At 42.4% G+C, this 22,338-nt stretch carries 23 protein-coding genes; 13 read left to right on the forward strand and 10 right to left on the reverse strand.

Annotation, left to right across the window (positions count from 1 at the left end; genetic code table 11):
- Positions 1-30: 30 nt before the first annotated feature.
- On the reverse strand, positions 31-417 hold the full coding sequence (locus EZV76_RS10015; RefSeq protein ID WP_136566410.1) for an ankyrin repeat domain-containing protein: 387 nt from the start codon (positions 415-417) through the stop codon (positions 31-33).
- Positions 418-627: 210 nt separating this feature from the next.
- On the opposite strand from EZV76_RS10015, the gene gpmI reads away from it, so the two are divergent.
- The 4 genes from gpmI to EZV76_RS10035 are packed head-to-tail and all read left to right on the forward strand — an operon-like array spanning position 628 to position 4,221.
- On the forward strand, positions 628-2,145 hold the full coding sequence (gene gpmI / locus EZV76_RS10020) for a 2,3-bisphosphoglycerate-independent phosphoglycerate mutase (protein WP_136566411.1): 1,518 nt from the start codon (positions 628-630) through the stop codon (positions 2,143-2,145).
- A gap of 45 nt (positions 2,146-2,190) precedes the next feature.
- On the forward strand, positions 2,191-3,009 hold the full coding sequence (map, locus tag EZV76_RS10025) for a type I methionyl aminopeptidase (protein ID WP_136566412.1): 819 nt from the start codon (positions 2,191-2,193) through the stop codon (positions 3,007-3,009).
- Between the two features lie 46 nt (positions 3,010-3,055).
- Positions 3,056-3,430, forward strand: coding sequence for a GxxExxY protein (locus tag EZV76_RS10030; RefSeq protein WP_136566413.1), 375 nt, complete (start codon positions 3,056-3,058; stop codon positions 3,428-3,430).
- Positions 3,431-3,456: 26 nt separating this feature from the next.
- Positions 3,457-4,221 (forward strand): class I SAM-dependent methyltransferase, encoded by a 765-nt coding sequence (locus tag EZV76_RS10035; RefSeq protein ID WP_136566414.1) that lies wholly within the window; start codon positions 3,457-3,459, stop codon positions 4,219-4,221.
- Here the strand turns inward: EZV76_RS10035 and EZV76_RS10040 are convergent, their stop codons facing one another.
- The 8 genes from EZV76_RS10040 to EZV76_RS10075 all read right to left on the reverse strand — a co-directional run bounded on the left by EZV76_RS10040 (position 4,222) and on the right by EZV76_RS10075 (position 11,766).
- A complete protein-coding gene (locus EZV76_RS10040) occupies positions 4,222-5,226 on the reverse strand; it encodes an FAD:protein FMN transferase (RefSeq protein ID WP_136566415.1) in 1,005 nt (334 codons plus the stop codon).
- Entirely contained in the window at positions 5,223-5,585 is a 363-nt protein-coding gene (locus EZV76_RS10045) for a DUF8840 domain-containing protein (protein ID WP_136566416.1), read from the reverse strand. The genes EZV76_RS10040 and EZV76_RS10045 overlap by 4 nt, the downstream gene beginning before the upstream one ends.
- Before the next feature lie 87 nt (positions 5,586-5,672).
- The gene (nqrF, locus tag EZV76_RS10050) at positions 5,673-6,983 is read right to left on the reverse strand and encodes an NADH:ubiquinone reductase (Na(+)-transporting) subunit F (protein ID WP_136566417.1); all 1,311 of its coding nucleotides are present in this window, start codon (positions 6,981-6,983) and stop codon (positions 5,673-5,675) included.
- A gap of 2 nt (positions 6,984-6,985) precedes the next feature.
- The gene (gene nqrE / locus EZV76_RS10055) at positions 6,986-7,735 is read right to left on the reverse strand and encodes an NADH:ubiquinone reductase (Na(+)-transporting) subunit E (RefSeq protein WP_136566418.1); all 750 of its coding nucleotides are present in this window, start codon (positions 7,733-7,735) and stop codon (positions 6,986-6,988) included.
- A gap of 10 nt (positions 7,736-7,745) precedes the next feature.
- Complete coding sequence (locus tag EZV76_RS10060) at positions 7,746-8,393, reverse strand: NADH:ubiquinone reductase (Na(+)-transporting) subunit D (protein ID WP_136566419.1); 648 nt, start codon at positions 8,391-8,393, stop codon at positions 7,746-7,748.
- Position 8,394: 1 nt separating this feature from the next.
- Positions 8,395-9,144, reverse strand: a complete 750-nt coding sequence (locus tag EZV76_RS10065) for a Na(+)-translocating NADH-quinone reductase subunit C (RefSeq protein WP_136566420.1) — start codon at positions 9,142-9,144, stop codon at positions 8,395-8,397.
- 5 nt (positions 9,145-9,149) lie between these two features.
- Positions 9,150-10,412: an NADH:ubiquinone reductase (Na(+)-transporting) subunit B gene (locus EZV76_RS10070; RefSeq protein WP_136566421.1), complete on the reverse strand. Its 1,263-nt coding sequence runs from the start codon at positions 10,410-10,412 to the stop codon at positions 9,150-9,152.
- Position 10,413: 1 nt separating this feature from the next.
- A complete protein-coding gene (locus EZV76_RS10075; protein ID WP_136566422.1) occupies positions 10,414-11,766 on the reverse strand; it encodes a Na(+)-translocating NADH-quinone reductase subunit A in 1,353 nt (450 codons plus the stop codon).
- A gap of 150 nt (positions 11,767-11,916) precedes the next feature.
- Between EZV76_RS10075 and EZV76_RS10080 the strand changes: the two genes are divergently transcribed.
- The 9 genes from EZV76_RS10080 (at position 11,917) to EZV76_RS10120 (ending at position 21,371) form a co-directional block, all read left to right on the forward strand.
- Entirely contained in the window at positions 11,917-13,161 is a 1,245-nt protein-coding gene (locus EZV76_RS10080; protein WP_136566423.1) for a type IX secretion system plug protein, read from the forward strand.
- Between the two features lie 28 nt (positions 13,162-13,189).
- On the forward strand, positions 13,190-14,383 hold the full coding sequence (locus EZV76_RS10085; RefSeq protein ID WP_136566424.1) for a DUF3667 domain-containing protein: 1,194 nt from the start codon (positions 13,190-13,192) through the stop codon (positions 14,381-14,383).
- Between the two features lie 3 nt (positions 14,384-14,386).
- Complete coding sequence (apaG, locus tag EZV76_RS10090) at positions 14,387-14,773, forward strand: Co2+/Mg2+ efflux facilitator ApaG/CorD (RefSeq protein WP_136566425.1); 387 nt, start codon at positions 14,387-14,389, stop codon at positions 14,771-14,773.
- A 72-nt stretch (positions 14,774-14,845) separates the two neighbouring features.
- Positions 14,846-16,474 carry an L-glutamate gamma-semialdehyde dehydrogenase gene (pruA, locus tag EZV76_RS10095; RefSeq protein ID WP_136566426.1) on the forward strand — a complete coding sequence of 543 codons (1,629 nt, stop codon included), beginning with the start codon at positions 14,846-14,848 and terminating at the stop codon, positions 16,472-16,474.
- Between the two features lie 84 nt (positions 16,475-16,558).
- Positions 16,559-17,323, forward strand: a complete 765-nt coding sequence (locus EZV76_RS10100) for a creatininase family protein (protein ID WP_136566427.1) — start codon at positions 16,559-16,561, stop codon at positions 17,321-17,323.
- Positions 17,324-17,325: 2 nt separating this feature from the next.
- On the forward strand, positions 17,326-18,294 hold the full coding sequence (locus EZV76_RS10105; RefSeq protein ID WP_136566428.1) for a GlxA family transcriptional regulator: 969 nt from the start codon (positions 17,326-17,328) through the stop codon (positions 18,292-18,294).
- Between the two features lie 74 nt (positions 18,295-18,368).
- The gene (locus EZV76_RS10110) at positions 18,369-19,406 is read left to right on the forward strand and encodes a DJ-1/PfpI family protein (protein WP_136566429.1); all 1,038 of its coding nucleotides are present in this window, start codon (positions 18,369-18,371) and stop codon (positions 19,404-19,406) included.
- Between the two features lie 149 nt (positions 19,407-19,555).
- Positions 19,556-20,383, forward strand: coding sequence for an alpha/beta hydrolase family protein (locus EZV76_RS10115; protein WP_161594400.1), 828 nt, complete (start codon positions 19,556-19,558; stop codon positions 20,381-20,383).
- A 31-nt stretch (positions 20,384-20,414) separates the two neighbouring features.
- The gene (locus EZV76_RS10120; protein WP_136566431.1) at positions 20,415-21,371 is read left to right on the forward strand and encodes a hypothetical protein; all 957 of its coding nucleotides are present in this window, start codon (positions 20,415-20,417) and stop codon (positions 21,369-21,371) included.
- 295 nt (positions 21,372-21,666) lie between these two features.
- Here the strand turns inward: EZV76_RS10120 and rsmG are convergent, their stop codons facing one another.
- Complete coding sequence (gene rsmG / locus EZV76_RS10125) at positions 21,667-22,302, reverse strand: 16S rRNA (guanine(527)-N(7))-methyltransferase RsmG (RefSeq protein ID WP_136566432.1); 636 nt, start codon at positions 22,300-22,302, stop codon at positions 21,667-21,669.
- Positions 22,303-22,338 lie beyond the last annotated feature (36 nt).

The following is a 22,338-nucleotide window of genomic DNA, read 5'->3' on the forward strand; positions in this document are numbered from 1 at the left end:
GGCCTTTTTATTGGATGAATAAACTCCTTTCTATTTTTTCATAGCAGTTTCCAAAATGGCAAGTGCCTCATCGGCATTGGACATCTCGGCATATTTCTTAGCCGTATAACCGCGGTCAGAACGTGCTTTTACATTGGCACCATTATCAATGAGCAATTGTAAAATCTGGGTTTGGTTGTAACGGGCAGCAAAATGCAAAGGGGTCATCCCCAAAGATTTTTGATTGACATCTTCGCCCAATTGAATCATTTTTGTAACCGTTTCAACATCACCTTGCATAATGGCTTTGCAAAATATGCTAGGTTCAGCTGTGATCATGGTTGCATCCAGAGTTAAATCTGATGAAGTTTCAGCGGCGGAAACGCCCGTTGTGGCCAGCATGCAAACCGCTGCTAGCGATAGGATTGTTTTTTTCATGATGAATCGTTTTTGATTAATGACTAATAAACTTATATAAAAGTAGACTACCGAGTTGGGCAAGTGTTACAGCATTAACAGTTAAATAACTTAATTTTAACAGGTCTTCATTTTTGAGGTGGAATAATTATCAAATCCTAAACCAGAAAACTACCTGAAAACTAGCGCATCAAAGCAAATCACTTTATTTTTGGGGTACAATTTTGCAGTATGGACAAAAAGGTAATTCTTATGATTTTGGATGGTTGGGGCAAATCTCCCGACCCAAAGGTTTCGGCCATAGCACAAGCCAACACTCCCTTCATTGACTCGTTATATACCCAATATCCCAATGCCAATTTGCTCACGGATGGCATGAACGTAGGACTCCCCGAAGGACAAATGGGCAACAGTGAGGTCGGGCACATGAATTTAGGTGCAGGACGCATTGTATACCAAGATTTGGCAAAGATCAACAAGGCAGTCAAAGAGGATACATTAAAGGAGGAAAAAGTGCTTCAGGAAGCCTTTTCCTATGCAAAATCCAAGAACAAATCCGTTCATTTTCTAGGCCTGCTAAGCGATGGTGGCGTTCACAGCCACATAGACCATCTTAAAGCCCTGATAAAGGCCGCTCAGGAAAATGGTGTTGAAAAATCGTATGTCCATGCCTTTACCGATGGTCGGGATGTTGACCCTAAAAGTGGCAAAGGGTTTTTAATTGATTTGGATCGTTTCTGTTCCGACAAGAACACCAAATTGGCCACAGTGGTGGGCCGATACTACGCCATGGACCGTGATAAACGTTGGGAACGGGTAAAACTGGCCTATGATGTCATGGTAAATTCCCAAGGCGAAAAAGTGCAGGATATTGGCAGGGCCATGCAAGAAAGTTATGACGAAGGGGTTACCGATGAATTCATTAAACCTTTGGCAATGACCAATGCCAATGGTGAGCCTTTGGGCCAAATCGCCGAGGGTGATGTGATCATCTTCTTCAATTTTAGGACCGATCGTGGTCGAGAGCTTACCCAAGCCTTGAGCCAACAGGATTTCCATGAGCAGAACATGCACAAAATGGACCTATATTATGTTACCATGACCAATTATGATGATTCGTTCAAAGGTATCAAGGTGGTCTATGACAAAGAAAATATAAAAGACACACTAGGGGAAGTACTCGCCCGAAATGGCAAAAAACAGATTCGCATTGCGGAAACGGAAAAATACCCCCACGTGACCTTTTTCTTTAATGGAGGAAGAGAGGAACCATTTGAAGGGGAGCAACGTCTCCTTTGCCCATCGCCCAAAGTGGCCACTTACGACCTTCAACCTGAGATGAGTGCCTACGAAATCCGGGATGCCATTATTCCCGAACTTCAAAAAGGAGAGACCGATTTTGTGTGTCTCAATTTTGCCAATCCGGATATGGTGGGCCATACCGGGGTTATGTCCGCCGCCATCAAAGCTTGCGAAACCGTGGATGAATGCGCCAAAGCCGTGGTTACGGCAGGGCTTGAAAATGGATACTCAACCATCGTCATTGCCGACCACGGCAACTGCGACACCATGGTCAATCCGGACGGAAGCCCAAACACAGCCCATACTACCAATCCCGTACCCTTGATTCTTGTGGATACCGATATCAAGCAAATCAAAGATGGTGTTTTGGGTGATATTGCCCCGACCATCTTAAAGATGATAGGCATTCCGCAACCCGAGTTAATGACACAAAAACCATTGGTCTAGTTCAGAATTTCTTAAAATCCATAGATTCAGTTTATCTTTGCCCCTATGATTCACGTAAAGACAGCAGAGGAAATTGAATTGATGCGCGAAAGTGCCTTGGTCGTTTCTAGGACCTTGGGCATGTTGGCCAAGGAAATAAAACCAGGGGCCAATCCCCTACAATTGGATAAAATGGCCGAGGAGTATATCCGGGAGCAAGGTGCAGAACCTGGCTTTTTAGGGATGTACGACTTTCCCAATACACTTAACTGGAGCCCAAATAGCCAAGTGGTCCATGGCATTCCCAATAACGAACCTCTTAAAGAAGGTGACGTTATTTCGGTTGATTGTGGTGCTCTGAAGAATGGATTTTATGGCGACCATGCCTACACTTTTGAAGTGGGTGAAGTTGCCGAAGAAACCAAAAAATTGCTCCAAATCACCAAGCAATCCCTTTATGTTGGCATTCGGGAATTCAAAGAAGGTAATCGCGTAGGTGATGTGGGATACGCCATTCAAAAATATTGTGAAGACCACGGATATGGTGTGGTCCGTGAGTTGGTAGGCCATGGATTGGGTAAGGATTTGCACGAAGACCCCCAAATGCCCAATTATGGAAAACGGGGACGTGGCAAAAAATTTGTGAACGGCATGGTCGTTGCCATAGAGCCCATGATCAACATGGGAACACGGAGAATTAAACAGTTGAACGACGGTTGGACCATCTTGACTGCCGATGGCAAGCCCAGTGCCCACTTTGAGCATGATGTAGCCCTGATTGATGGAAAACCCGAACTGTTGTCCACATTCCAATATATTTATGACGCATTGGGAATCTCCAGCGACGAAGAGGAAGAATTCCGGGCCAAGAAATTAGTATTATAAAATACTTTATCTTGCTCGACACGAATTTCACTAATTGCTCAAATAAATGTCCCAAATCATTTATAAGAATGAGTCCTACTTTGTAATCGGTTTATGCATGGATGTCCACAATGAACTAGGCAAAGGATTCAGTGAGGCAGTCTATAGTGACGCTCTGGAAATTGAGTTAAAATCCAACGGTGTTCCTTTTAAAAAAGAGGTTAAATTCGATATCATCTACAAAGGAAAGAAGTTAAAACATCACTATTTTGCTGATTTCATTGTAGACGACAAAATAATCCTAGAACTAAAAGCAGTAGAAAAAATCAGTAGCAGCCATGTAAAACAAACTTTAAATTACTTGGCCGCATCCAAATTAAAACTGGGAATAATTGTAAATTTTGGCGAAGATCAACTTACCTATAAGAGAGTTTTGCTTTAGCTCATTTGTGAAAATTCGTATAATTCGTGTCCAAACTATTCAAATACATCCTTAACCTTATCCCCAGACCCCTGCTCATTCGATTGAGCTATTGGGTGAGGCCGTTGATTGCCCTTTCCCTTAAGGGAGACAGGTTTACGGACCCTATTGATGGCAAAAGCTTTCGAACATTCCTTCCCTATGGCTATGAAAACCCAAGGGAAAATGTACTTTCTCCCTCTACCCTTTCCTTGGAACGGCATCGGCTTTTATGGCTTTACCTCAAAAATGAAACAGAATTCTTCAGCAAACCCCTCAAAGTTTTACATTTTGCCCCGGAACAGGCTTTTTACAAGCGGTTCAAAAAATTGGGAAGCATCGAGTACACCACAACCGACTTGAACTCTCCCTTGGCCGATGTAAAGGCCGATATCTGCAACCTTCCTTTTCCTGACAATGCTTTTGATGTGATTCTATGCAACCATGTCTTGGAGCACATTCCCAACGATACCAAGGCGATGCAAGAGCTTTATAGAGTCATGAAGCCCGGGGGGTGGGGCATTTTCCAGATTCCCCAAGACCTAAAAAGAGAGAAAACTTTTGAAGACGATTCCATTACCGATAAAAAGGAGCGGGCCCGCATCTTTGGGCAGTACGACCATGTGCGTATTTATGGCAGGGATTATTTTGATAAGCTAAGAAGCATAGGGTTTACGGTTGAAGAAGTGGATTACACCCAAATCCTACCTCCTGATGCGGTTCAAAAATACCGATTGGCGCAAGGCGAAATCATTCCCCTTGTGAAAAAATGATCATTTCTTGATCAAAGCCCCAAACCCATCGGTCATAAACTCCCTGGTGTTTCCTTCACCATCCAGATAAATAATGTAGGCCTCCAATTCGCCGTGCGCTTTCAAGACCTCTTTGGACTCCTTCAAATCCATGGCCATAAAGGTCGTGGCATAGGCATCGGCAACAGCACAGGTATTAGCCATTACACTTGTTGCCAAAATGGAAGAGTTCTTGGTATAACCTGTCTTAGGATTGATAGTATGGACATATTTTTCCCCGGTTTCAGGGTCTATTCTAAACTTTCGGTAATTTCCCGAGGATGCCATGGCCCTATCTTCCAAGGACACAATCAATTTTAGAGACCTTCCCGTTTCCACTTGGGGATCATCAATGCCTACCGTCCATTGTTTTCCAGAAACAAGGTTGGTACCTTTGGTGAGCACCTCACCTCCTACCTCTACCAAATAATTCTGAATCCCCTTGGCATCCAACAGGGCTCCCAAACGATCTATAGTATAACCTTTGGCCACCGCATTGAAATCAAAACGGATGGCTGGATGTTTTTTGGTAATGGTATGGTCACTGTTCAACTGTACTTTGTCCCATCCCACATAGCTCAATAAGCTATCTACCTTAAGACTATCGAGCTGGATCTGCTCTCCCGGACCAAATCCCCATGCATTGGCCAAAACACCGATAGTGGGATCAAAATACCCATTTGAGGCCTTGTGAACTTTGCTAGAAATATCAAAAACCTCCTGAAACATCTGATCCACTACAATGGTGGAATCCCCATTATTTATTTTTGAAATGTCTGAAGTGGGAATATACGTGGACATGGACTGGTTCAACACTTGAAAAACAGAATCAATTTCCTTTTGATAATCCAAATGCTCCCCTGCAACATAGGTAATGGAATAGGTAGTTCCCAGGGCGTTGCCTCTATTTTGATTTTTTATCCATGTATCGGAGCCGCATCCCCATAGTAGGATTATCCCGAACAATAAAAACAATATACCTCTCATTCTATCTCTATTAATCCTTGATAATCCACAATATATTCTTCATCCAAGTACAAAGGCAAATCCCTATTTGATGCATTGGAAAGCCCTACCCCTGCAAAATACGTCCTGGCCTCAAATTTTATGGCATGATCCTTCACCGTTTTCATCAATTCCTCATCATAGTGCCGTGGGTTCTCTGGAAACTCCACATTGCGGACCACAATAAAATGTAATATTTTTTCTTTGAGGCAGACATACTGCGGATTTTTCTTAAGCTCACTATTGATAGCCATAAACTCAAAACCATTGGCTTCCAGTTCCCGTCCCACAATATTCATGGCCAGATTGTGCAGTTCCTGCTCTGTTAATTCTCTTCCCATAAAATCAAAAAAACCGATGCCAGGGCATCGGTTGGTTTTATAATTAATTACCTCTCGACTGCGCTTGAGGTGAAAAGGACAGTTTGTTTATCCTCCAAAGTCATCGAATCGGATATTCTCATCTGGAATACCAAAATCCTCACCCATTTTCTGAACGGCTTTGTTCATCAATGGGGGTCCACAGAAATATAGTTCAATGTCTTCCGGGGCATCATGATGATTCAAATAGTTATCGATAACACAATTGTGAATGAATCCTACAAAACCATCGCCCTCTTCATCATTGATATCCTTTTTAACCTTCCAATTATCTTCTTCCAAAGGCTCAGAAAGGGCCAAGTAGAATTTAAAGTTGGGGAAGCTGCGCTCCAATTCCTTGAAATGTTCCAAATAGAACAATTCTCTTTTGGAACGACCTCCGTACCAGTAGGTCACCTTTCTGTTTGTCTTTAAGGTTTTGAACAAGTGGTACAAATGCGAACGCATCGGTGCCATACCGGCTCCACCACCAACGTATAGCATTTCGGCATCAGACTCATTGATAAAGAACTCACCAAATGGTCCTGAAATGGTAACAGGATCTCCCTCCTTCAAATTAAAGATGTAGGATGAAGCCACACCAGGGTTCACATCCATCCATCCATTTTTGGAACGGTCCCATGGTGGGGTTGCAATACGAACATTCAGCATGATTTCACGTCCCTCAGCAGGGTAAGAAGCCATGGAGTAGGCTCTTTCCACTGTCTCTGGATTCTTCATCACCAAGGGCCACAAGTTAAATTTATCCCATTCATTTTGGAATTTATCCGGAGTTTCGTGTTCCGCAGGGTGTGCAGTGATATCAATGTCCGAGTACTTAACCTCACAAGGCGGAATCTCAATTTGAATATATCCTCCAGCCTTGTAGTTCATCTCTTCTGGAATTTCTACTACAAATTCCTTAATGAACGAAGCCACGTTGTAGTTACGCACTACTTTGGCATTCCATTTTTTAATCCCAAACACTTCTTCAGGAATGGTAATCTCCATGTCCTGTTTTACCTTTACTTGACAGGCCAATCGTGCGCCATGCTCCAGTTCCTTTTTGGAAAAGTGCGGTGTTTCGGTTGGCAAAGCCTCACCACCACCGGACAGCACGTGACACTCGCATTGGATGCAGGTACCCCCTCCACCACAAGCTGATGGTAAAAATATTTTTTGATTTCCAAGTGTTGACAACAAGGAACTTCCCGAAGCCACTTCTACTTCCTTTTCACCATTTATGGTGATGGTCACAGGGCCGGAAGGTGACAATTTTTCCTTGGTGAACAGCAATAAAGCCACCAACAATAACAACAACACAAGAAATGCTACTACGGTAATAAGAATAGTACCTCCGGTACTTGCGGCTAATATCATCTTTATTTGTTTATAACGTCGTTATAGGAAACTGTTCTTTTTTCGTCTTCAATCTCCTTTTTAATTTCTTTCTCTTCTTCTTTGGAGTCTGCTTTAGCCGTTGTGGCTTCTGTTGGTTCAGGCGGTTCATTGTCACCGGTCAACATACCTCCAAAGCTTTGGAAACCGATTCCCATCAATCCAGTGATGATGAACGTGATTCCCAATCCACGCAATGGCGCAGGCACATTGGAATATCTAATTTTTTCACGAATGGCGGCGATGGCCAAAATGGCCAAAAACCATCCAATTCCCGAACTCACTCCATAATTGAGTGCCAATCCTAAATTGGGGATTTCACGTGTCTGCATAAACAAAGACCCTCCCAAGATAGCACAGTTCACCGCGATCAGCGGTAAAAAGATACCCAAGGAGTTATAGAGTGAAGGGGAAAACTTCTCCACCACTATTTCCACCAATTGCACCATGGTAGCAATCGTGGCAATAAACAAGATGAAGGAAAGGAATCCCAGATTATAATCGGCATACTCAGGGCCCAACCAAACCAATGCACCGTCTTGCAACAAATATTTGTCCAACAACCAGTTCAAGGGAACGGTAACCCCCAATACAAAGATTACGGCAGCTCCCAAACCTACGGCTGTAGATACTTTTTTGGATACGGCCAAGTAGGAACACATTCCCAAAAAGACCGCGAATACCATGTTATCTATGAAGATCGACTTAAAAAACAGTTCTAAATGCTCTAACATACTCTCCTATTTATGCTTCTTCTATTAATGTCCTATTTCTGGAACGTTGTACCCAGATAATGATTCCTACCACGATCAAAGCTGCTGGCGGAATGATCATAAAACCGTTGTTTTCATATCCAATGGAGTAAAGCCCTGTTTTTGTTACGGGGTCTCCCAAAACAGGAATCCCAAACAAGGTTCCAGAACCCAAAAGTTCCCTAAAAAATCCAACGATAACCAAAATAACACCATATCCTAGGGCATTTCCAATACCGTCTAAAAATGACTTCCATGGTCCGTTACCCAAGGCAAAGGCCTCAAATCGGCCCATGATGATACAGTTAGTAATAATCAACCCCACAAAAACAGAGAGGGTCTTGCTCAGTTCATAAGCAAAGGCCTTGAGCACTTGATCCACAATGATCACCAAGGTAGCCACTACGACCAATTGCACAATAATCCTAATTTTTGACGGGATCACATTACGCAACAAGGAAATTACCACGTTACCAACTCCCAATACAAAAAGTACTGAAAGAGCCATCACTACAGACGCTTTAAGTTCAGCCGTGATTGCCAATGCAGAACATATTCCCAATACCTGAATGGTAATGGGGTTGTTGTCCGCCAACGGATCCAATATCAGATTTGCATCTTTTTTTGATAGTAGCGCCATATTATTTCTTTCTAATGGTTTCTAAATACGGTTTGTAAAGCTTCAAGCTTTCTTTGATCATCGCAGTAACCCCATTGCCTGTAATGGTGGCGCCTGCCAATGCATCTACTTCATTGTCTTCCTTATCCTGATTAAGGGGGTCGTTGTTTCCTTTCACCACGCCAATCCCTGCATAGCTGTTTCCGTCCAATATGGATTCTCCAACAAAATCATCCATAAAGAAACGCTGCTTGATATTAGCCCCAAGACCCGGGGTTTCACTTTTATGATCAAAATAAACGCCTTGTACCACCATGTTCTCATCCAAGGATATAAAGCCCCAAATGGCATCCCAAAGTCCTTTTCCGTACATGGGGATGATGTAGAATTCCTTACCATCTTTCTCACCAATGAGTAAAGGTAGTTCAGCATTATTTCCAGCCTTGATTTCACTCAGTTGCTTTTTCAAATCAATCAAATAGGCTTCTTCCTTTTCAGTGACCTTATCTCCTTGAACAACCAATTGTTTTTTAATATACTTGGAAAACTCGGCCTCTACTTCGTTTGTAGGTATAAAAGTTACGCTCCCATCTCCCTCGTTCTGGTTAACTCCCATTGCATAGAGGATGTTCTGTTGTTTTTCAAAGCGTTCGTTTTCATCGATCCTTGGCTTGAGACCGGTTGCCAAAAAGGCAAGTATGGACCCCACAACAACCACCATGATTGCTGCAAAAATTACCGTATAGCTATTTTTTTCCGTATTCATTGCCATAACACTTACGCTGTTTCCGTTTTTAATGCATCAACCTCATCCGATGGTTTGGGATAAATAGTTGCCGTTTTCAATCGCTTCATTCGTTTTTTAATGTTGCCACGTACCACGTAGTGATCAATGGTAGGTGCAAAAACGTTCATCAACAAGATAGCCAAGAAGACACCTTCTGGATACCCCGGGTTGAACACACGAATCATCACGGACAAGAAACCTATCAAAAATCCATAGATCCATTTCCCTTGGTTGGTTTGTGAACCTGTAACGGGATCGGTAGCCATAAATACGATACCAAAGGCCAAACCTCCCACCAATAGGTGTTGCCAGTATTCAAAACTCATCAAAGTATAGAACTTGCTGTACTCTGGTATCCAACCAGCTTCCACAATTCCGTTAAAGATCAATCCCATGGCCAAAGCACCTATAACGGCACTTAACATAATGCGCCATGAGGCTATTTTAGAGAACACCAAGAAGAGTCCTCCCAATAGAATCAATAGGGTTGATGTTTCCCCAATGGAACCTGGTATAAATCCAAGGAACATATCCGAAAGGGAATACCCCATTTCGGCGGTTCTTCCCTGTGCCAAGAATCCCAATACGGTCTCTCCGGAAATGGCATCGGCCGTACCTGCGGTATCCACCGCTCCGTGCACCCAAACTTTGTCTCCACTCATCCAAGTAGGATAGGCAAAGAACAAGAAGGCTCGGATAGTAAGCGCCGGGTTCAAGATATTCATCCCCGTACCTCCAAAAACCTCTTTTCCAATGACCACACCAAAGGCCACGGCCACGGCCAACATCCAAAGGGGCAAATCAACAGGGACAATCAATGGCACCAACATACCGGTGACCAAATATCCTTCTTCTATCTCATGTTTCTTGATCACGCAGAACAAGAACTCAATAGCAAGTCCAACTCCGTAGGAAACAATCACCAACGGAAGTACTTTCCACAGACCTAGGAGAAAATTGTCCATGGTCCAAAAACCCGCACTAAAGAACCCATTGGCAACGGGCTCAATCTCACCCAATGCCAAATAGTGCTGATATCCGGTATTGAACATTCCAAATATCAAACAGGGAACAAGTGACATGACCACGGTGTTCATGGTACGCTTTAGGTCATCCGCCCCTTTTATGTGCGTCCCATTGTGGGTAGTTTCATTGGGAGTAAACAAAAAGGTATGGAACCCACTAAAAACAGGAAACCATTTTTTATCCTGATTCTTTACTCTGAACGTGTGTAATTTTTCTTTCAAGCCCATATTATCCAAGTTCTTTTTGCAACAAATCCAAACCTTCCCTAATTATTTGTTGGTGAGGTTGTTTTGAGATACATATAAATTCTGTCAATGCGAAGTCTTCAGGAGCAACCTCGTAAAGTCCCAACTGCTCCATTTCGTCCAAATCCTTAACCATACAGGCTTTTAGCAACTGCATTGGGTAAATATCCAATGGGAACACCTCTTCATACTGGCCAGTGACCACAAAAGCCCTGTGCTCGCCATTGGTATTGGTATTTAAATCATATTTCTTTTTGGGCTGCAACCATGAGAAAGTCAATGCCCTTGTAGTTGAAATTTTATTGAACACAGGCTTGTTCCATCCAAAAAACTCATAATCATCTCCTTCCGGAATAGCTGTAACCGTATTGTTATAAAATCCTAGATAGCCCTCGGTATTGGTTTTTCTACCAGTAAGCACATCCCCATTGATCAGCCTGAATCTATCTTCATTTACACCACTTGCGTATAAAAAGGTAGATATTTCGGCCCCTATCTTGGTTGTATAGTATTTTGGGGATTTAATGATAGACCCTGCCAAGGCAATGGTACGTTCGGCGTTGAATTTTCCCGTCAACAACAATTCGCCCAACATAACCAAATCCTGGGGTGAGATTGTCCATACCACCTCTCCTTTGTTCACTGGATCTATTCTATTGATCTGGGTACCCACCAATCCTGCTGGATGTGGGCCTGATATTTCATGAAGCTCTATTCCATTAAGATCTGAAAATGGAGACCTCCCTGACTTTCCTATTGTAACATGTATCTTCCCAGGGGTAAGTTTGCCCAAGGCCGTAATGGCCATCTGCAATTCTTGCTCCTTGTCTTTTAACACATAGTTTACATCTGCAGCCAAGGGTGCTGTGGTATATCCCGATACAAAAATGGCTTTTGGCGTTACATCTGGATCGGCAATTACGTCAAAAGGACGTTGCTTAATGAAGGGCCATCCCCCACACTGCAGCAAAAAGCTCTTTATGGCTAAAGCATCGGCCGTATCCATATCGGGCACTTTGTTCTGCACATATTCTTGATTCTTGTCAGCAAGAATCTTTAGTGTCAAGATTCTTCTTCTAGCGCCACGGACTATCTCCACCAACTCACCGCTTACAGGTGAAACAAAGTGCATTTCCTCTTTGTTTTTGTTGTAAAAGAGCGGTTCTCCCGCCTTTACTTCTTCACCTTGCTTTACGAGCATTTTTGGGGTGATACCATGAAAATCATCTAGGTTTAGGGCATATACGTTACTTAAAACGGCTTTGGAAGTAGTCTGCTCTGCTGCCCCGACAAGGTTGATATTCAACCCTTTCTTAATCCGGATGTCTTTAGACATATTGTTGTAGACCTTTTGTTATCAAAATCGGTGGCAAATTTAGCACTAAAAGGATAGTTTTCATAATTATTGCCCATAAAAATGGGATTACATCGAACTAAATTTCCAAGGCACACTTTTTGTTTACCTTTACCCCAAAACACGCTTAGCATGCGCTTCTTAACCAAATCAATGTTCTTCTTATTAGTTAGCTCGAGTGCTTTTGCACAAGTACAGGAAGAAATAAATCCCCCAGAAAATATCAAGACCATTATTTTTAGAGGCCCTACGGAGGACCAGTTCCCGGTAATCCAACTTGGTGAAACCATGACTTTGGAGTTTGATGACCTTACCGCCAGGGAGCAGGATTACTACTATAAAATTATCCATTGTGATTATGACTGGACACCTTCCCAGCTCCTAAAATCCCAATATTTGTCAGGTGCGGACAACCAACGCATCATTGATTATGAAAACAGCTATAACACCTTACAGCCTTACTCCAATTATAGATTAACGATTCCCAATGAAAATGTTCAGCTGAAGGTAAGTGGGAACTATGTCCTTGAAATTTATAACAGTTATGGCGACCTTCAGTTTTCAAGAAGGTTTGTAGTTTACCGAAATGCCGTTAGGGTTGGCGGAACAGTAAAACGCTCCCGGGATTTTAATTTTTTGAATGAAAAACAGGTGGTTCAGTTCAATATTAATACTGCAGGTTTTCCAGTAGTGAACCCGAAGAACGAAATCAAAGTGGCCATTTTACAAAACCATTTTTGGCCCACGGCCCTGTACAACATTAAACCACAATTTACCATTGGTACCGAGTTGGTCTACAAATATGACCAAGAAACAAGTTTCTTTGGCGGCAACGAATATCTAAATTTCGACACCAAAGATCTTAGGTCTCCCACCTTTGCCATTTCCAAAGTAGAGTTTAGGGACCTGTACCACCACCTCCTGTTTACCAATGAATATCGCCATGACGTACCCTACACCTATTTTCCTGATATTAATGGGGATTTTGTCGTGAGGACACTACAGGGCGATGATGTTTCCCGCGAAGCAGAGTACTCCATGGTACACTTTAGCCTTCCCTACTCCAATGAAATAGGTCTGGACAATGTTTATGTAGTAGGAAAGTTCAACAATTACCAATTGGAGGAAGAAAACAAAATGATCTTTAATGCTGATAGCGGGAAAATGGAACTGGAACTGCCCATCAAGCAAGGGTTCTACAATTATAAATATGTGGTGGAGCGGGCAGATGGCTCTATTGACCCTAATTTTGTTAGCGGAGATTTTCACTTCACCGAAAACAATTACCTTATCTTGGTCTACTATAGGGATTTTGGCGATATGTACGATAGTATAATAGGTATAGGGTCAGTAAATTCCAGAACAATAAGCAATTAATTATCTTAGCTACAAATCCCAAAAGGGCATGGCCAAGAAAAATAGTTTGATCAGCAAAGGCAGGTACGAACTTCAGTTCAGGGGCGTCAGGTGTTTAAATTGTAGCCACCCCTTGGACATGAGTGATAAATATTGCCCCAATTGCTCACAAGCCAACAGTACCAAAAAACTGACCCTCAAGGATTTTATCCATGAGTTTTTTTCTGGAGTGTTCAATTATGACTCCAGACTCTTAAAAACACTTTCGGCCTTATTGTGGCGCCCCGGAAAAATCACTAAAGATTATATTGAGGGGAAACGGGTCTCCTACACCAATCCCTTCCGTTTTTTACTAAGCTTGGCCTTTGTCTATTTTTTGATGTTTGCCTTCAACAATGAGTTTTCCAGTTTGGACAAGGCGGCTTCAAGGTTTGATGGCAATCTTATTTCAAATTCCCCGGTATCCTACAATGTCAAGTCCGGAACTTTCACAACAGACAGCACAAAACTCAAGGAAGAAACGGCCAAGGTTTTGGAAAAATTGGATTCTTCCAAGGTTAGCACCAATGAAGCAATCAAAGGCATGCAGATTTTGGAATCCCTTGCCGAGACTTCTAGTCTGGAAGATCAACGTAAGGATTCATTGATCCTGGCCAACCCCACTAAGTTTTATGCAACGCTGGAAAGCAAATCCGGAATCAATAATTTTATGGAGAAGGTGGGATTTTTTTCCAAAATGATAAAAAGGGACACCCTCTTCAGTTTTAGCGAGACACAGGACAAATACAATGTTAAACCTTCCGTTGGCAACAGAATGGCCTTTAATTCGGCAAATAGCTTATTAAAGGTTATCAGTAGACCTGGAACATTCCTGAATTCATCCATTTCCCGGATGCCCTTTGTCATTTTTCTCTTTTTACCACTGTTTACGGTGTTCATTTGGTTGGTGTACATCAGAAAAAAACACACCTACACCGATCATCTTATTTTCAGCTTTCACAACCAATCTTTATTATTTATCTTGCTCATCCTTAGCTTGGTAATAGATGCTATTTTCAACATGTCCAGTGCAATGCTGTTCATAACTATTTTCAGCGTATATCTGTTCATGGCCATGAAAAGGTTCTACGGGCAAGGAACGTTTAAAACAATTGTTAAATATCTCTTTCTGAACACTATATTTACCATATTGGCATTTATTGCGGTCATTATTTTGTTTACAGGAAGTGTTTTTATGTATTAGGGTATGTTCACTCAAGTCACTAAAGGAATCAAGGTATCGGTGCAAACCACTTTTGAGGGCACTTTTTTCAAAAACTACAAGATGCACTATGCCTTTGGCTATACCATCAGCATAGAGAACCAAAGTCAGGACACCGTTCAATTAACAGCCAGACATTGGGACATTTTTGATGCACTTAAAGATTTGGAGACCATTGACGGCGAAGGCGTTATTGGCAGAAAACCGGTCATCAAACCCGGCAAATCCCACACCTACAGCTCAGGATGCTTATTAGCATCCCCTATTGGCGCCATGCGGGGGCATTACCAAATGGTTAATTTCACTACTTCGGAAGAGTTTGAAGTGGACGTACCCACATTCAAGTTCTCCGCACCTTTTGCAGTAAACTGACCTTCCCGTTTTTAAAATCGATTTTCCTTTTAGTACCTTTGGTGGAATTTTTAATCTCCTAAAAAAAGCATCATGGGAAAAGGATTTTTTCAAGTTCCAACTGCAATCAATGAACCTATAAAAAGTTATGCACCAGGTACTCCTGAGCGCGAAGAAGTACTACAACAGTACAATGCCTATTACAATGGAAAAGTTGAGGTACCTCTTTACATAGGTAGTGAGGAAATAAAGACTGGAAACACCAAACCCATGTCTCCTCCCCACGAACACCAACATGTGGTGGGCCACTACCATCTAGCGGAAAAAAAGCATGTGGAACAGGCCATATCCAACTGTTTGGAAGCTAGAAAAGCTTGGGCCGACCTTACTTGGGAACAACGTGCAGCCATCTTTTTAAAAGCTGCGGAATTGATTGCCGGACCTTATCGTGCGAAAATGAACGCTGCCACAATGCTGGCACAATCAAAAAATATTTTTCAAGCCGAAATTGATTCCGCCTGTGAAATTGTGGATTTTCTCCGTTTCAATGTAGAGTACATGTCTCAAATTTATGGGGAACAACCCGAATCTGCCGAGGGCATATGGAACCGAGTGGAATACAGGCCCCTTGAAGGTTTTGTCTATGCCATAACCCCATTCAACTTTACTGCCATTGCCGGGAATTTGCCCGCAAGTGCCGCTATGATGGGGAATGTTGTGGTCTGGAAACCCAGTGACAGTCAAATATTCTCTGCCAAGGTAATCGTGGATGTGTTTAAAGAGGCTGGTCTTCCTGATGGGGTCATCAATGTGGTCTATGGAGATCCTGTTATGATTTCGGACACCATACTATCAAGTCCTGATTTTTCTGGAATCCACTTTACAGGTTCCACCCATGTGTTCAAAGAATTGTGGAAACAGATAGGAAACAACATCCACAACTACAAAACCTATCCAAGGATTGTTGGGGAAACTGGCGGAAAGGATTTTATCATTGCGCATCCAACCGCAAAACCCAAGCAAGTGGCCACCGCCATTACCCGAGGTGCTTTTGAGTTCCAAGGTCAAAAATGCAGTGCAGCCTCACGTGTGTACCTGCCAAAATCAACTGCAAATGAAATTTTGGATTTGGTCAAGGCCGATATCGCCTCTTTCAACAAACCCGGTTCTCCTGCCGATATGAGCAACTTTATCACCGCCGTGATCCACGAAGGCTCATTTGACAAACTCGCCAAATATATTGAACAGGCCAAGGCCGACTCCAACGCAGAGATCATTGCAGGTGGTGGATATGACAAATCTGTGGGTTACTTTATTGAACCAACGGTTATTTTAACCACCGACCCCAAGTACACCACCATGTGCACTGAACTTTTTGGACCAGTGGTGACGGTATATATTTATGAGGACGCCGATTGGAGCAAAACGTTGGAATTGGTGGATGGCACTTCGGAATATGCATTGACTGGAGCAGTTCTGTCAGCAGATCGTTATGCCATTGATGAAGCCACAAAAGCATTGCAAAATTGTGCTGGAAACTTCTATATCAACGACAAACCTACGGGTGCCGTAGTAGGACAACAGCCTTTTGGAGGAGCAAGAGCTTCTGGAACCAATGACAAGGCAGGTTCCATGCAAAACCTGTTGCGTTGGGTGTCTCCACGACTTATAAAAGAGACTTTTGTAACTCCTGAAGATTATCGCTATCCTTTTTTGGGATAACTCAATAAATCCATAATTTCATGGCCGCTATACCTCATTTGGAATAGCGGTCTTTTTTTATCCAATATCTCTAAACCTTAAAAAATGCCTAGACCTTATGTACTGGCCGACACCAATTGGAAACATCTAAAAGATGAATCTTTTGACTTGGCCGTTCTACCATGGGCCGCCACTGAAGCCCACAACTACCACTTACCATATTCCACCGATACCATTGAGGCCACTGCCATTGCCGAAGAATCTGCAAGACTCGCATGGGAACAAGGTTGCAAGGTAATAGCCCTTCCAACAATTCCTTTTGGGGTAAATACCGGTCAATCCGATATTTATTTGGACATGAACCTCAACCCCAGCACCCAATTTGCCATCCTAAAGGATGTCATCACGGTTTTGGAAAGGCAAGGCATACGTAAGTTTATGATTTTAAACAGCCACGGCGGCAACAACTGGAAGGCCATCATCAGGGAATTGGGCCTACTGTTCCCAAACATGTTTCTCTGTACCACCCATTGGCCAGGAATGGCAGAAAAAAAAGAGATATTTGATAACCCAGGTGATCATGCCGATGAAATGGAAACCAGCCTTATACTCCATTTGGCACCGGAATTGGTACTTCCCAAGCAAGAATGGGGAGATGGCGAGGAACTAAAGAACAAAATAAAGGCCTTTTCCGAAGGTTGGGCCTGGACCGAAAGACCGTGGTCCAAAATCAGTAAAGATACTGGAGTTGGCAATCCTAGTATGGCCACCAAAGAGAAAGGAGAGAAGTTTTTCTCCTCGGTATGCGAGAAAATGAGCCAATTATTTATTGATATTGCCCAAGCCAATGTTAATGATCTTTATGCATAAACATGCACCAAAAATCTAAACATCGAGCATTTTTCCTGGTACCTCCCGAAGTTCAACTGCTGGACTTAACGGGACCAGCGCACCTTTTTTATGAAGCCAAGGACTATGGCATTGAAGTAGAAACCTTTTATTTGAACCTTGAAGGCAATTCGGAGCAAACCTCCAGTGCCGGAGTGTCCTTGGGCAACCTTACGCCTTTCCATGCCCATACACTGAAACCGGACGACCTACTGTTTATTCCAGGACTGGAATCCCATTTGTTCTTTAAAAGTGATTTCAAGACAACATATGCGGTTTTTCTTGATTGGCTAAGGGAGCAGTACAAAAACAAGGTTCGAGTTTGCTCCGTATGCACCGGGGCTTATTTGGTGGCTATGTCCGGTCTTTTTGATGGAAAAAAATGCACCACCCATTGGAGGTATTTGGAAGACTTTCAATCCAGATTTCCTAAAGCGCAGGTACTTTCTGACCGTCTGATCATCCAAGATGGGAACTTGTATTCCAGTGCCGGGGTCTCTTCAGGGATTGATTTAGCTCTTTTTTTGATGGAAGAGCTATTCGGACCCGTATTTACTGCCAAAATTGCCAAAGAGGTAGTCATCTACCTCCGAAGAACTGAAAACGACCCTCAGCTCAGTGTTTTTCTACAGTATCGGAACCATATCGATACAAGGATTCATCAAGTTCAAGATCTACTGGCCAAAAACCTCAGCATCAAAAGCACCATAGAGGATTTGGCGGATGCCGTACACATGAGTCCAAGAAACCTTACCCGGCTGTTTAAAAAAACTACGGGCATTACCATTGGTGACTATTTGGATAAACTACGGGTGGAACGGGCCACCCAACTCCTTTCAACTGGCTCAAAAGTAAGTGCAGTTGCAGAATCCTGTGGGTTGCAAAGCAGTAACCAATTACGGTCTCTTCTAAAAAAACACACCGCCTCCCTCCCATCCGATTGGAAGGATTGATTGTCCCGATACTGCGGACAGTTGTCCTTTACACCCCCTTTGTTTTGACCTAATTTTGACCAAAATCATTTATCATGAAAAGGTCAATTTTCCTATTCGCAAGTTTTCTAATTTCTTACTTCGCTATGGCCCAAACCTCTCTTTCCACACAAACCAAATACATTTGCCCACCCTGCGGTGCAGCATGTGACCAAGAAGTGCATGATGCCCCTGGCGTATGCTCGCACTGTAATATGGTGCTTATTAAAAAAAGTGATTCCAAAACCATTGCCTTTTATCTTCAAGATGGTGTGGAAGTATTGGATTTTGCAGGCCCCATGGAAGTCTTTGCCTATGCAGGATACCGTGTTTTTATCGTCTCGGCCACCCAAGAGCCCATAAAATCGCAAGGTATTTTAAAGATAATACCCGACTACAGTGTGGAAAATGCACCAGAAGCTGACATTTTAGCTTTTTTCGGAGGAAACTCCAGTGCCGCTTCCCAAAACCCGAAAGTCATTGATTGGATTCAAAAGCAGAAAAATGTACAATATCATTTTTCGGTTTGTACTGGAGCTTTTGTAATGGCAGAAGCTGGCATCTTGGATGGAAAAACAGCGACCACATTTCACAATGCCCTCGATGGGCTTGAAACGAACTACCAAAAAGTTGATGTACGAAAGAATGTTCGCTTCGTGGATAATGGGAATGTCATTACCACAGCAGGCATTTCTGCCGGAATAGACGGTGCCTTGCATTTAGTGGCCAAACTACAAGGCCTGAATGCAGCCAAGCGAACCGCATATTACATGGAGTATGACAATTGGAAGTTGGGCGATGGATTGATCCTATCGGACGATAACCCCTATTCCAACAGGAAAGACCAATCTTTTTATAAGGATTTTGAAGGCACTTATGAATACGTGAATGACACTAAACTGAATCTGGTATTTGACCCAAAACTGGGAAATCTTGCTGTTGCGAAAGACGGAGGATTACAACCTGTCCTGCATGAAAATGGGGATTTGTTTTCTGATTCGGGGAACGAGCCTGTTTTTTTCAAAAGAGACGGGAATGGCAAAATCATTGGATATTCACTTTCCGAAAATGGACCGTTATTTAAAAAGTTATGATACTCAACCGCCTATTTCCTTTTCTCCTCGTTGGTGTTTGTTTTTTGCAGTGCATCATTGGTCAAGAGAAGCTATATCGATGTCCTCCCTGTGCCTCCGATTGCCATAAAGAAAGCTACCTCCATCCCGGATTATGCCCAGTTTGCAACATGGAGCTTATCTCTCAAAAAGAAAGTCAATTTAAAGGCTATGCTATGGAAGAGGTTCAGATACCCAACGATTCCATAATGCTTAATGCCGCTTATTACTCTCCCATAAACCGGGACAGTATAAAAGGGGTCTTGATTGTTGTTCATGGGTCTGCTCCTTCGACCTACAATGATGTAAGTTACTATACCGGATTGGGAACACAGTTGGGAATGGCTGTATTGGCTTTCGACAAGAGAGGGGTTGGGGCATCTGGTGGCACATACGAATCTTTCTCTGTGGCACGTAGCAAAGCATGGTTCAACCTTTTAGCTTCTGATGTATTGGCGTGCGTAAACTGGATAAAAGAAAAACCAGAACTCCAAAAAGCCAAGCTAGGTCTATTGGGTGGAAGTCAAGCTGGATGGATCATGCCATTGGCAGCTTCAAAAAGTAAGGCTATTGATTTTATGATCATTGGGGAAGGCGTTTCCGTTTCTGCTGGTGAAGAACACTATTTCAGTCAACTTACGGGAGATGGGGATGAAAGCGGGATTACCATCGCCAAGGCCCATAAAAAACTTCAGCATTTTAACGGAGAAAAGGGATTTGATCCCAGAAACATTCTAAAGCAACTTGAAACAGATGCACTTTGGTTTTTAGGAACCAATGACCCCGTAATTCCTGTAGATGCCACAATTGAAGAATTGCAACGCTTAAACAAATCCAACTTTAAAGTGGTAATCCTTCCGCACGGAGACCACAACTTTCTCAACACCCAAACCAATGAGCGTTATGACCTTCTCTCTTATATAAAACCTTGGTTGATCACTATCGGAATTTTAAAATAATCACTTCACTTTTTAAACTCCAATGCATACCATGATTCATTCAAACCCATTTTTCTTTGCTTTTGCCTTTTTCATATCGATTCTAAACCTTCGGGGACAGAACACAGACCCCATTCAAGAAGGGTCTGGTTATTTTCAAATGGAAGTAGGCAACTTGGATGATACCCGTAAAATAAATGTGTACTATCATAGACCTAAAAACTTCAATCCAGATTCAAAAGTAATCTTGGTGATTCCAGGAGCGGGAAGAAATGCTGATACTTACCGGGATGCTTGGATCGTAAATTCCGAAAAATACAATGTACTGGTTCTCTCCCCTATGTATCCAAAAAGCGAATACGGATTCGAGGACTATCACCTTGGTGGTATTATCCAGAATCTAAATATTTCCGAATGTATATCGTGGGTTGAGGGTACCAATGAAGCTATTTTGTATGAGGACAAACTCGTCTACCACGTAAATCCTAAAAAAAGAAAATGGCTCTTTAACGATTTTGATGCAATTTTTGACTTTGCCATTACAGCAACTCAATCAAACCAAACTTCCTATGATATTTTTGGGCATTCGGCTGGCGGGCAAATCCTTCACAGGTTCGCCTTGTTCCACCCCTTTTCAAAAGCAGACCGGATTTTGGCTTCCAATTCAGGTTTCTATACGTTGCCTGACTTTGGGTCTCCATTACCATTTGGTCTTAAGAATAGTTCGCTTACTGTTGATGACCTAAAAGCATCATTTGGCAAAAAATTGATTCTTTTCATTGGAGAAATGGACAACGAGAATGAAACGGGAGGTACTTTGTTGCGTTCAAAATCAGCAGACCAACAAGGTTACCATCGTCTGGAGAGAGCGCAATATTCCTACCTGTTGTCACAAAATAATTCCAAAAAATTAGGTGCGATGTTTAATTGGAAAATTAAAATCGTCCCAAAAATTGGGCATGATTATCGTAAAATGAGTCAAGCAGCAGGCTCATACCTATACGAATAGGCAATTCTTAAATCACTAATTATCATTGCTTTTAAGCTGCATAAAACAAGGTTTGTTTTAAAAATACACGCTTTTGGAAGGTATAAACATACTTCAAATGTAAATTTAACGTTAATTAATTGTAAACTAAACGTAATTTGGTATTTTTGTAGTATAAATCCCATACAATATGAGAAAGCGAATCAATACATGGGTAGAAAATGTGTCCAAAAAGTTTGACCGGATTTGGTCAAACGCAAAGACCTATTGCAGAAAGTGTAGGTTGGTCTACGAAAGGATGTGGAGCATTTGAACGCTACCCCTTGAATTTTTGTGGTAAATAGACCACTTTTTTTGTTTCAAAGAAATCTTCTTCAAAGTATTCCCCCAAATCAAAGATTTGGACGGTTTTGTATTCCTTCAATTCTTCCTCTAAATCACCTCCTTTAAGGTAAAGAATCCCATTTTTGCGTTCGTGGGCAGAATCTTTCTTGATTTTTCCTCTGGTCCAATGCACAAATGTGGGCATGGCCGCAACAGCCCTGCTGACAATAAAATCAAACTGTCCGTCCAAATCTTCCACTCTTGAATGGTGTGCCGTTACATTCTCGAGTCCCAAACCTTCCACGACTTCTTGAACCACCTTTACTTTTTTTCCAATGGCATCCACCAAGGTAAACTGTACCTCAGGAAACAGAATGGCCAACGGAATTCCTGGAAATCCACCACCCGTTCCAACATCTAAAATACGAGCACCCTCATTAAACGACTGAATCTTGGCAATCCCCAGAGAATGAAGCACATGACGAAGATAAAGTTCATCGATATCCTTTCGGGAAACCACATTGATTTTTTTGTTCCAATCTTGGTATAGCGCCTCCAAACCTTGAAAATGCTCTTTCTGTGTATCAGTGAGCGTCGTAAAATATTTGTAGATTAACTCGGTGTTCATCTAAGGTTTGTTAATTTTAGCAAATCTAATACTTTT

The organism is Flagellimonas alvinocaridis, assembly GCF_004916895.1.
In the GTDB taxonomy this organism is placed as follows: domain Bacteria; phylum Bacteroidota; class Bacteroidia; order Flavobacteriales; family Flavobacteriaceae; genus Flagellimonas; species Flagellimonas alvinocaridis.

Coding starts and splice junctions, on each gene's coding strand:
- pruA (WP_136566426.1), top strand. CDS start 14,846: ATGGGAAAAGGATTTTTTCAAGTTCCAACTGCAATCAATGAACCTATA.
- EZV76_RS10120 (WP_136566431.1), top strand. CDS start 20,415: ATGATTCATTCAAACCCATTTTTCTTTGCTTTTGCCTTTTTCATATCG.
- EZV76_RS10070 (WP_136566421.1), bottom strand. CDS start 10,412: ATGGGCTTGAAAGAAAAATTACACACGTTCAGAGTAAAGAATCAGGAT.
- EZV76_RS10045 (WP_136566416.1), bottom strand. CDS start 5,585: ATGGGAAGAGAATTAACAGAGCAGGAACTGCACAATCTGGCCATGAAT.
- EZV76_RS10030 (WP_136566413.1), top strand. CDS start 3,056: ATGTCCCAAATCATTTATAAGAATGAGTCCTACTTTGTAATCGGTTTA.
- apaG (WP_136566425.1), top strand. CDS start 14,387: ATGTTCACTCAAGTCACTAAAGGAATCAAGGTATCGGTGCAAACCACT.
- map (WP_136566412.1), top strand. CDS start 2,191: ATGATTCACGTAAAGACAGCAGAGGAAATTGAATTGATGCGCGAAAGT.
- EZV76_RS10015 (WP_136566410.1), bottom strand. CDS start 417: ATGAAAAAAACAATCCTATCGCTAGCAGCGGTTTGCATGCTGGCCACA.
- EZV76_RS10080 (WP_136566423.1), top strand. CDS start 11,917: ATGCGCTTCTTAACCAAATCAATGTTCTTCTTATTAGTTAGCTCGAGT.
- gpmI (WP_136566411.1), top strand. CDS start 628: ATGGACAAAAAGGTAATTCTTATGATTTTGGATGGTTGGGGCAAATCT.
- EZV76_RS10105 (WP_136566428.1), top strand. CDS start 17,326: ATGCACCAAAAATCTAAACATCGAGCATTTTTCCTGGTACCTCCCGAA.
- EZV76_RS10075 (WP_136566422.1), bottom strand. CDS start 11,766: ATGTCTAAAGACATCCGGATTAAGAAAGGGTTGAATATCAACCTTGTC.
- EZV76_RS10065 (WP_136566420.1), bottom strand. CDS start 9,144: ATGGCAATGAATACGGAAAAAAATAGCTATACGGTAATTTTTGCAGCA.
- nqrF (WP_136566417.1), bottom strand. CDS start 6,983: ATGATATTAGCCGCAAGTACCGGAGGTACTATTCTTATTACCGTAGTA.
- EZV76_RS10110 (WP_136566429.1), top strand. CDS start 18,369: ATGAAAAGGTCAATTTTCCTATTCGCAAGTTTTCTAATTTCTTACTTC.
- nqrE (WP_136566418.1), bottom strand. CDS start 7,735: ATGTTAGAGCATTTAGAACTGTTTTTTAAGTCGATCTTCATAGATAAC.
- EZV76_RS10060 (WP_136566419.1), bottom strand. CDS start 8,393: ATGGCGCTACTATCAAAAAAAGATGCAAATCTGATATTGGATCCGTTG.
- rsmG (WP_136566432.1), bottom strand. CDS start 22,302: ATGAACACCGAGTTAATCTACAAATATTTTACGACGCTCACTGATACA.
- EZV76_RS10100 (WP_136566427.1), top strand. CDS start 16,559: ATGCCTAGACCTTATGTACTGGCCGACACCAATTGGAAACATCTAAAA.
- EZV76_RS10085 (WP_136566424.1), top strand. CDS start 13,190: ATGGCCAAGAAAAATAGTTTGATCAGCAAAGGCAGGTACGAACTTCAG.
- EZV76_RS10040 (WP_136566415.1), bottom strand. CDS start 5,226: ATGAGAGGTATATTGTTTTTATTGTTCGGGATAATCCTACTATGGGGA.
- EZV76_RS10115 (WP_161594400.1), top strand. CDS start 19,556: ATGGAGCTTATCTCTCAAAAAGAAAGTCAATTTAAAGGCTATGCTATG.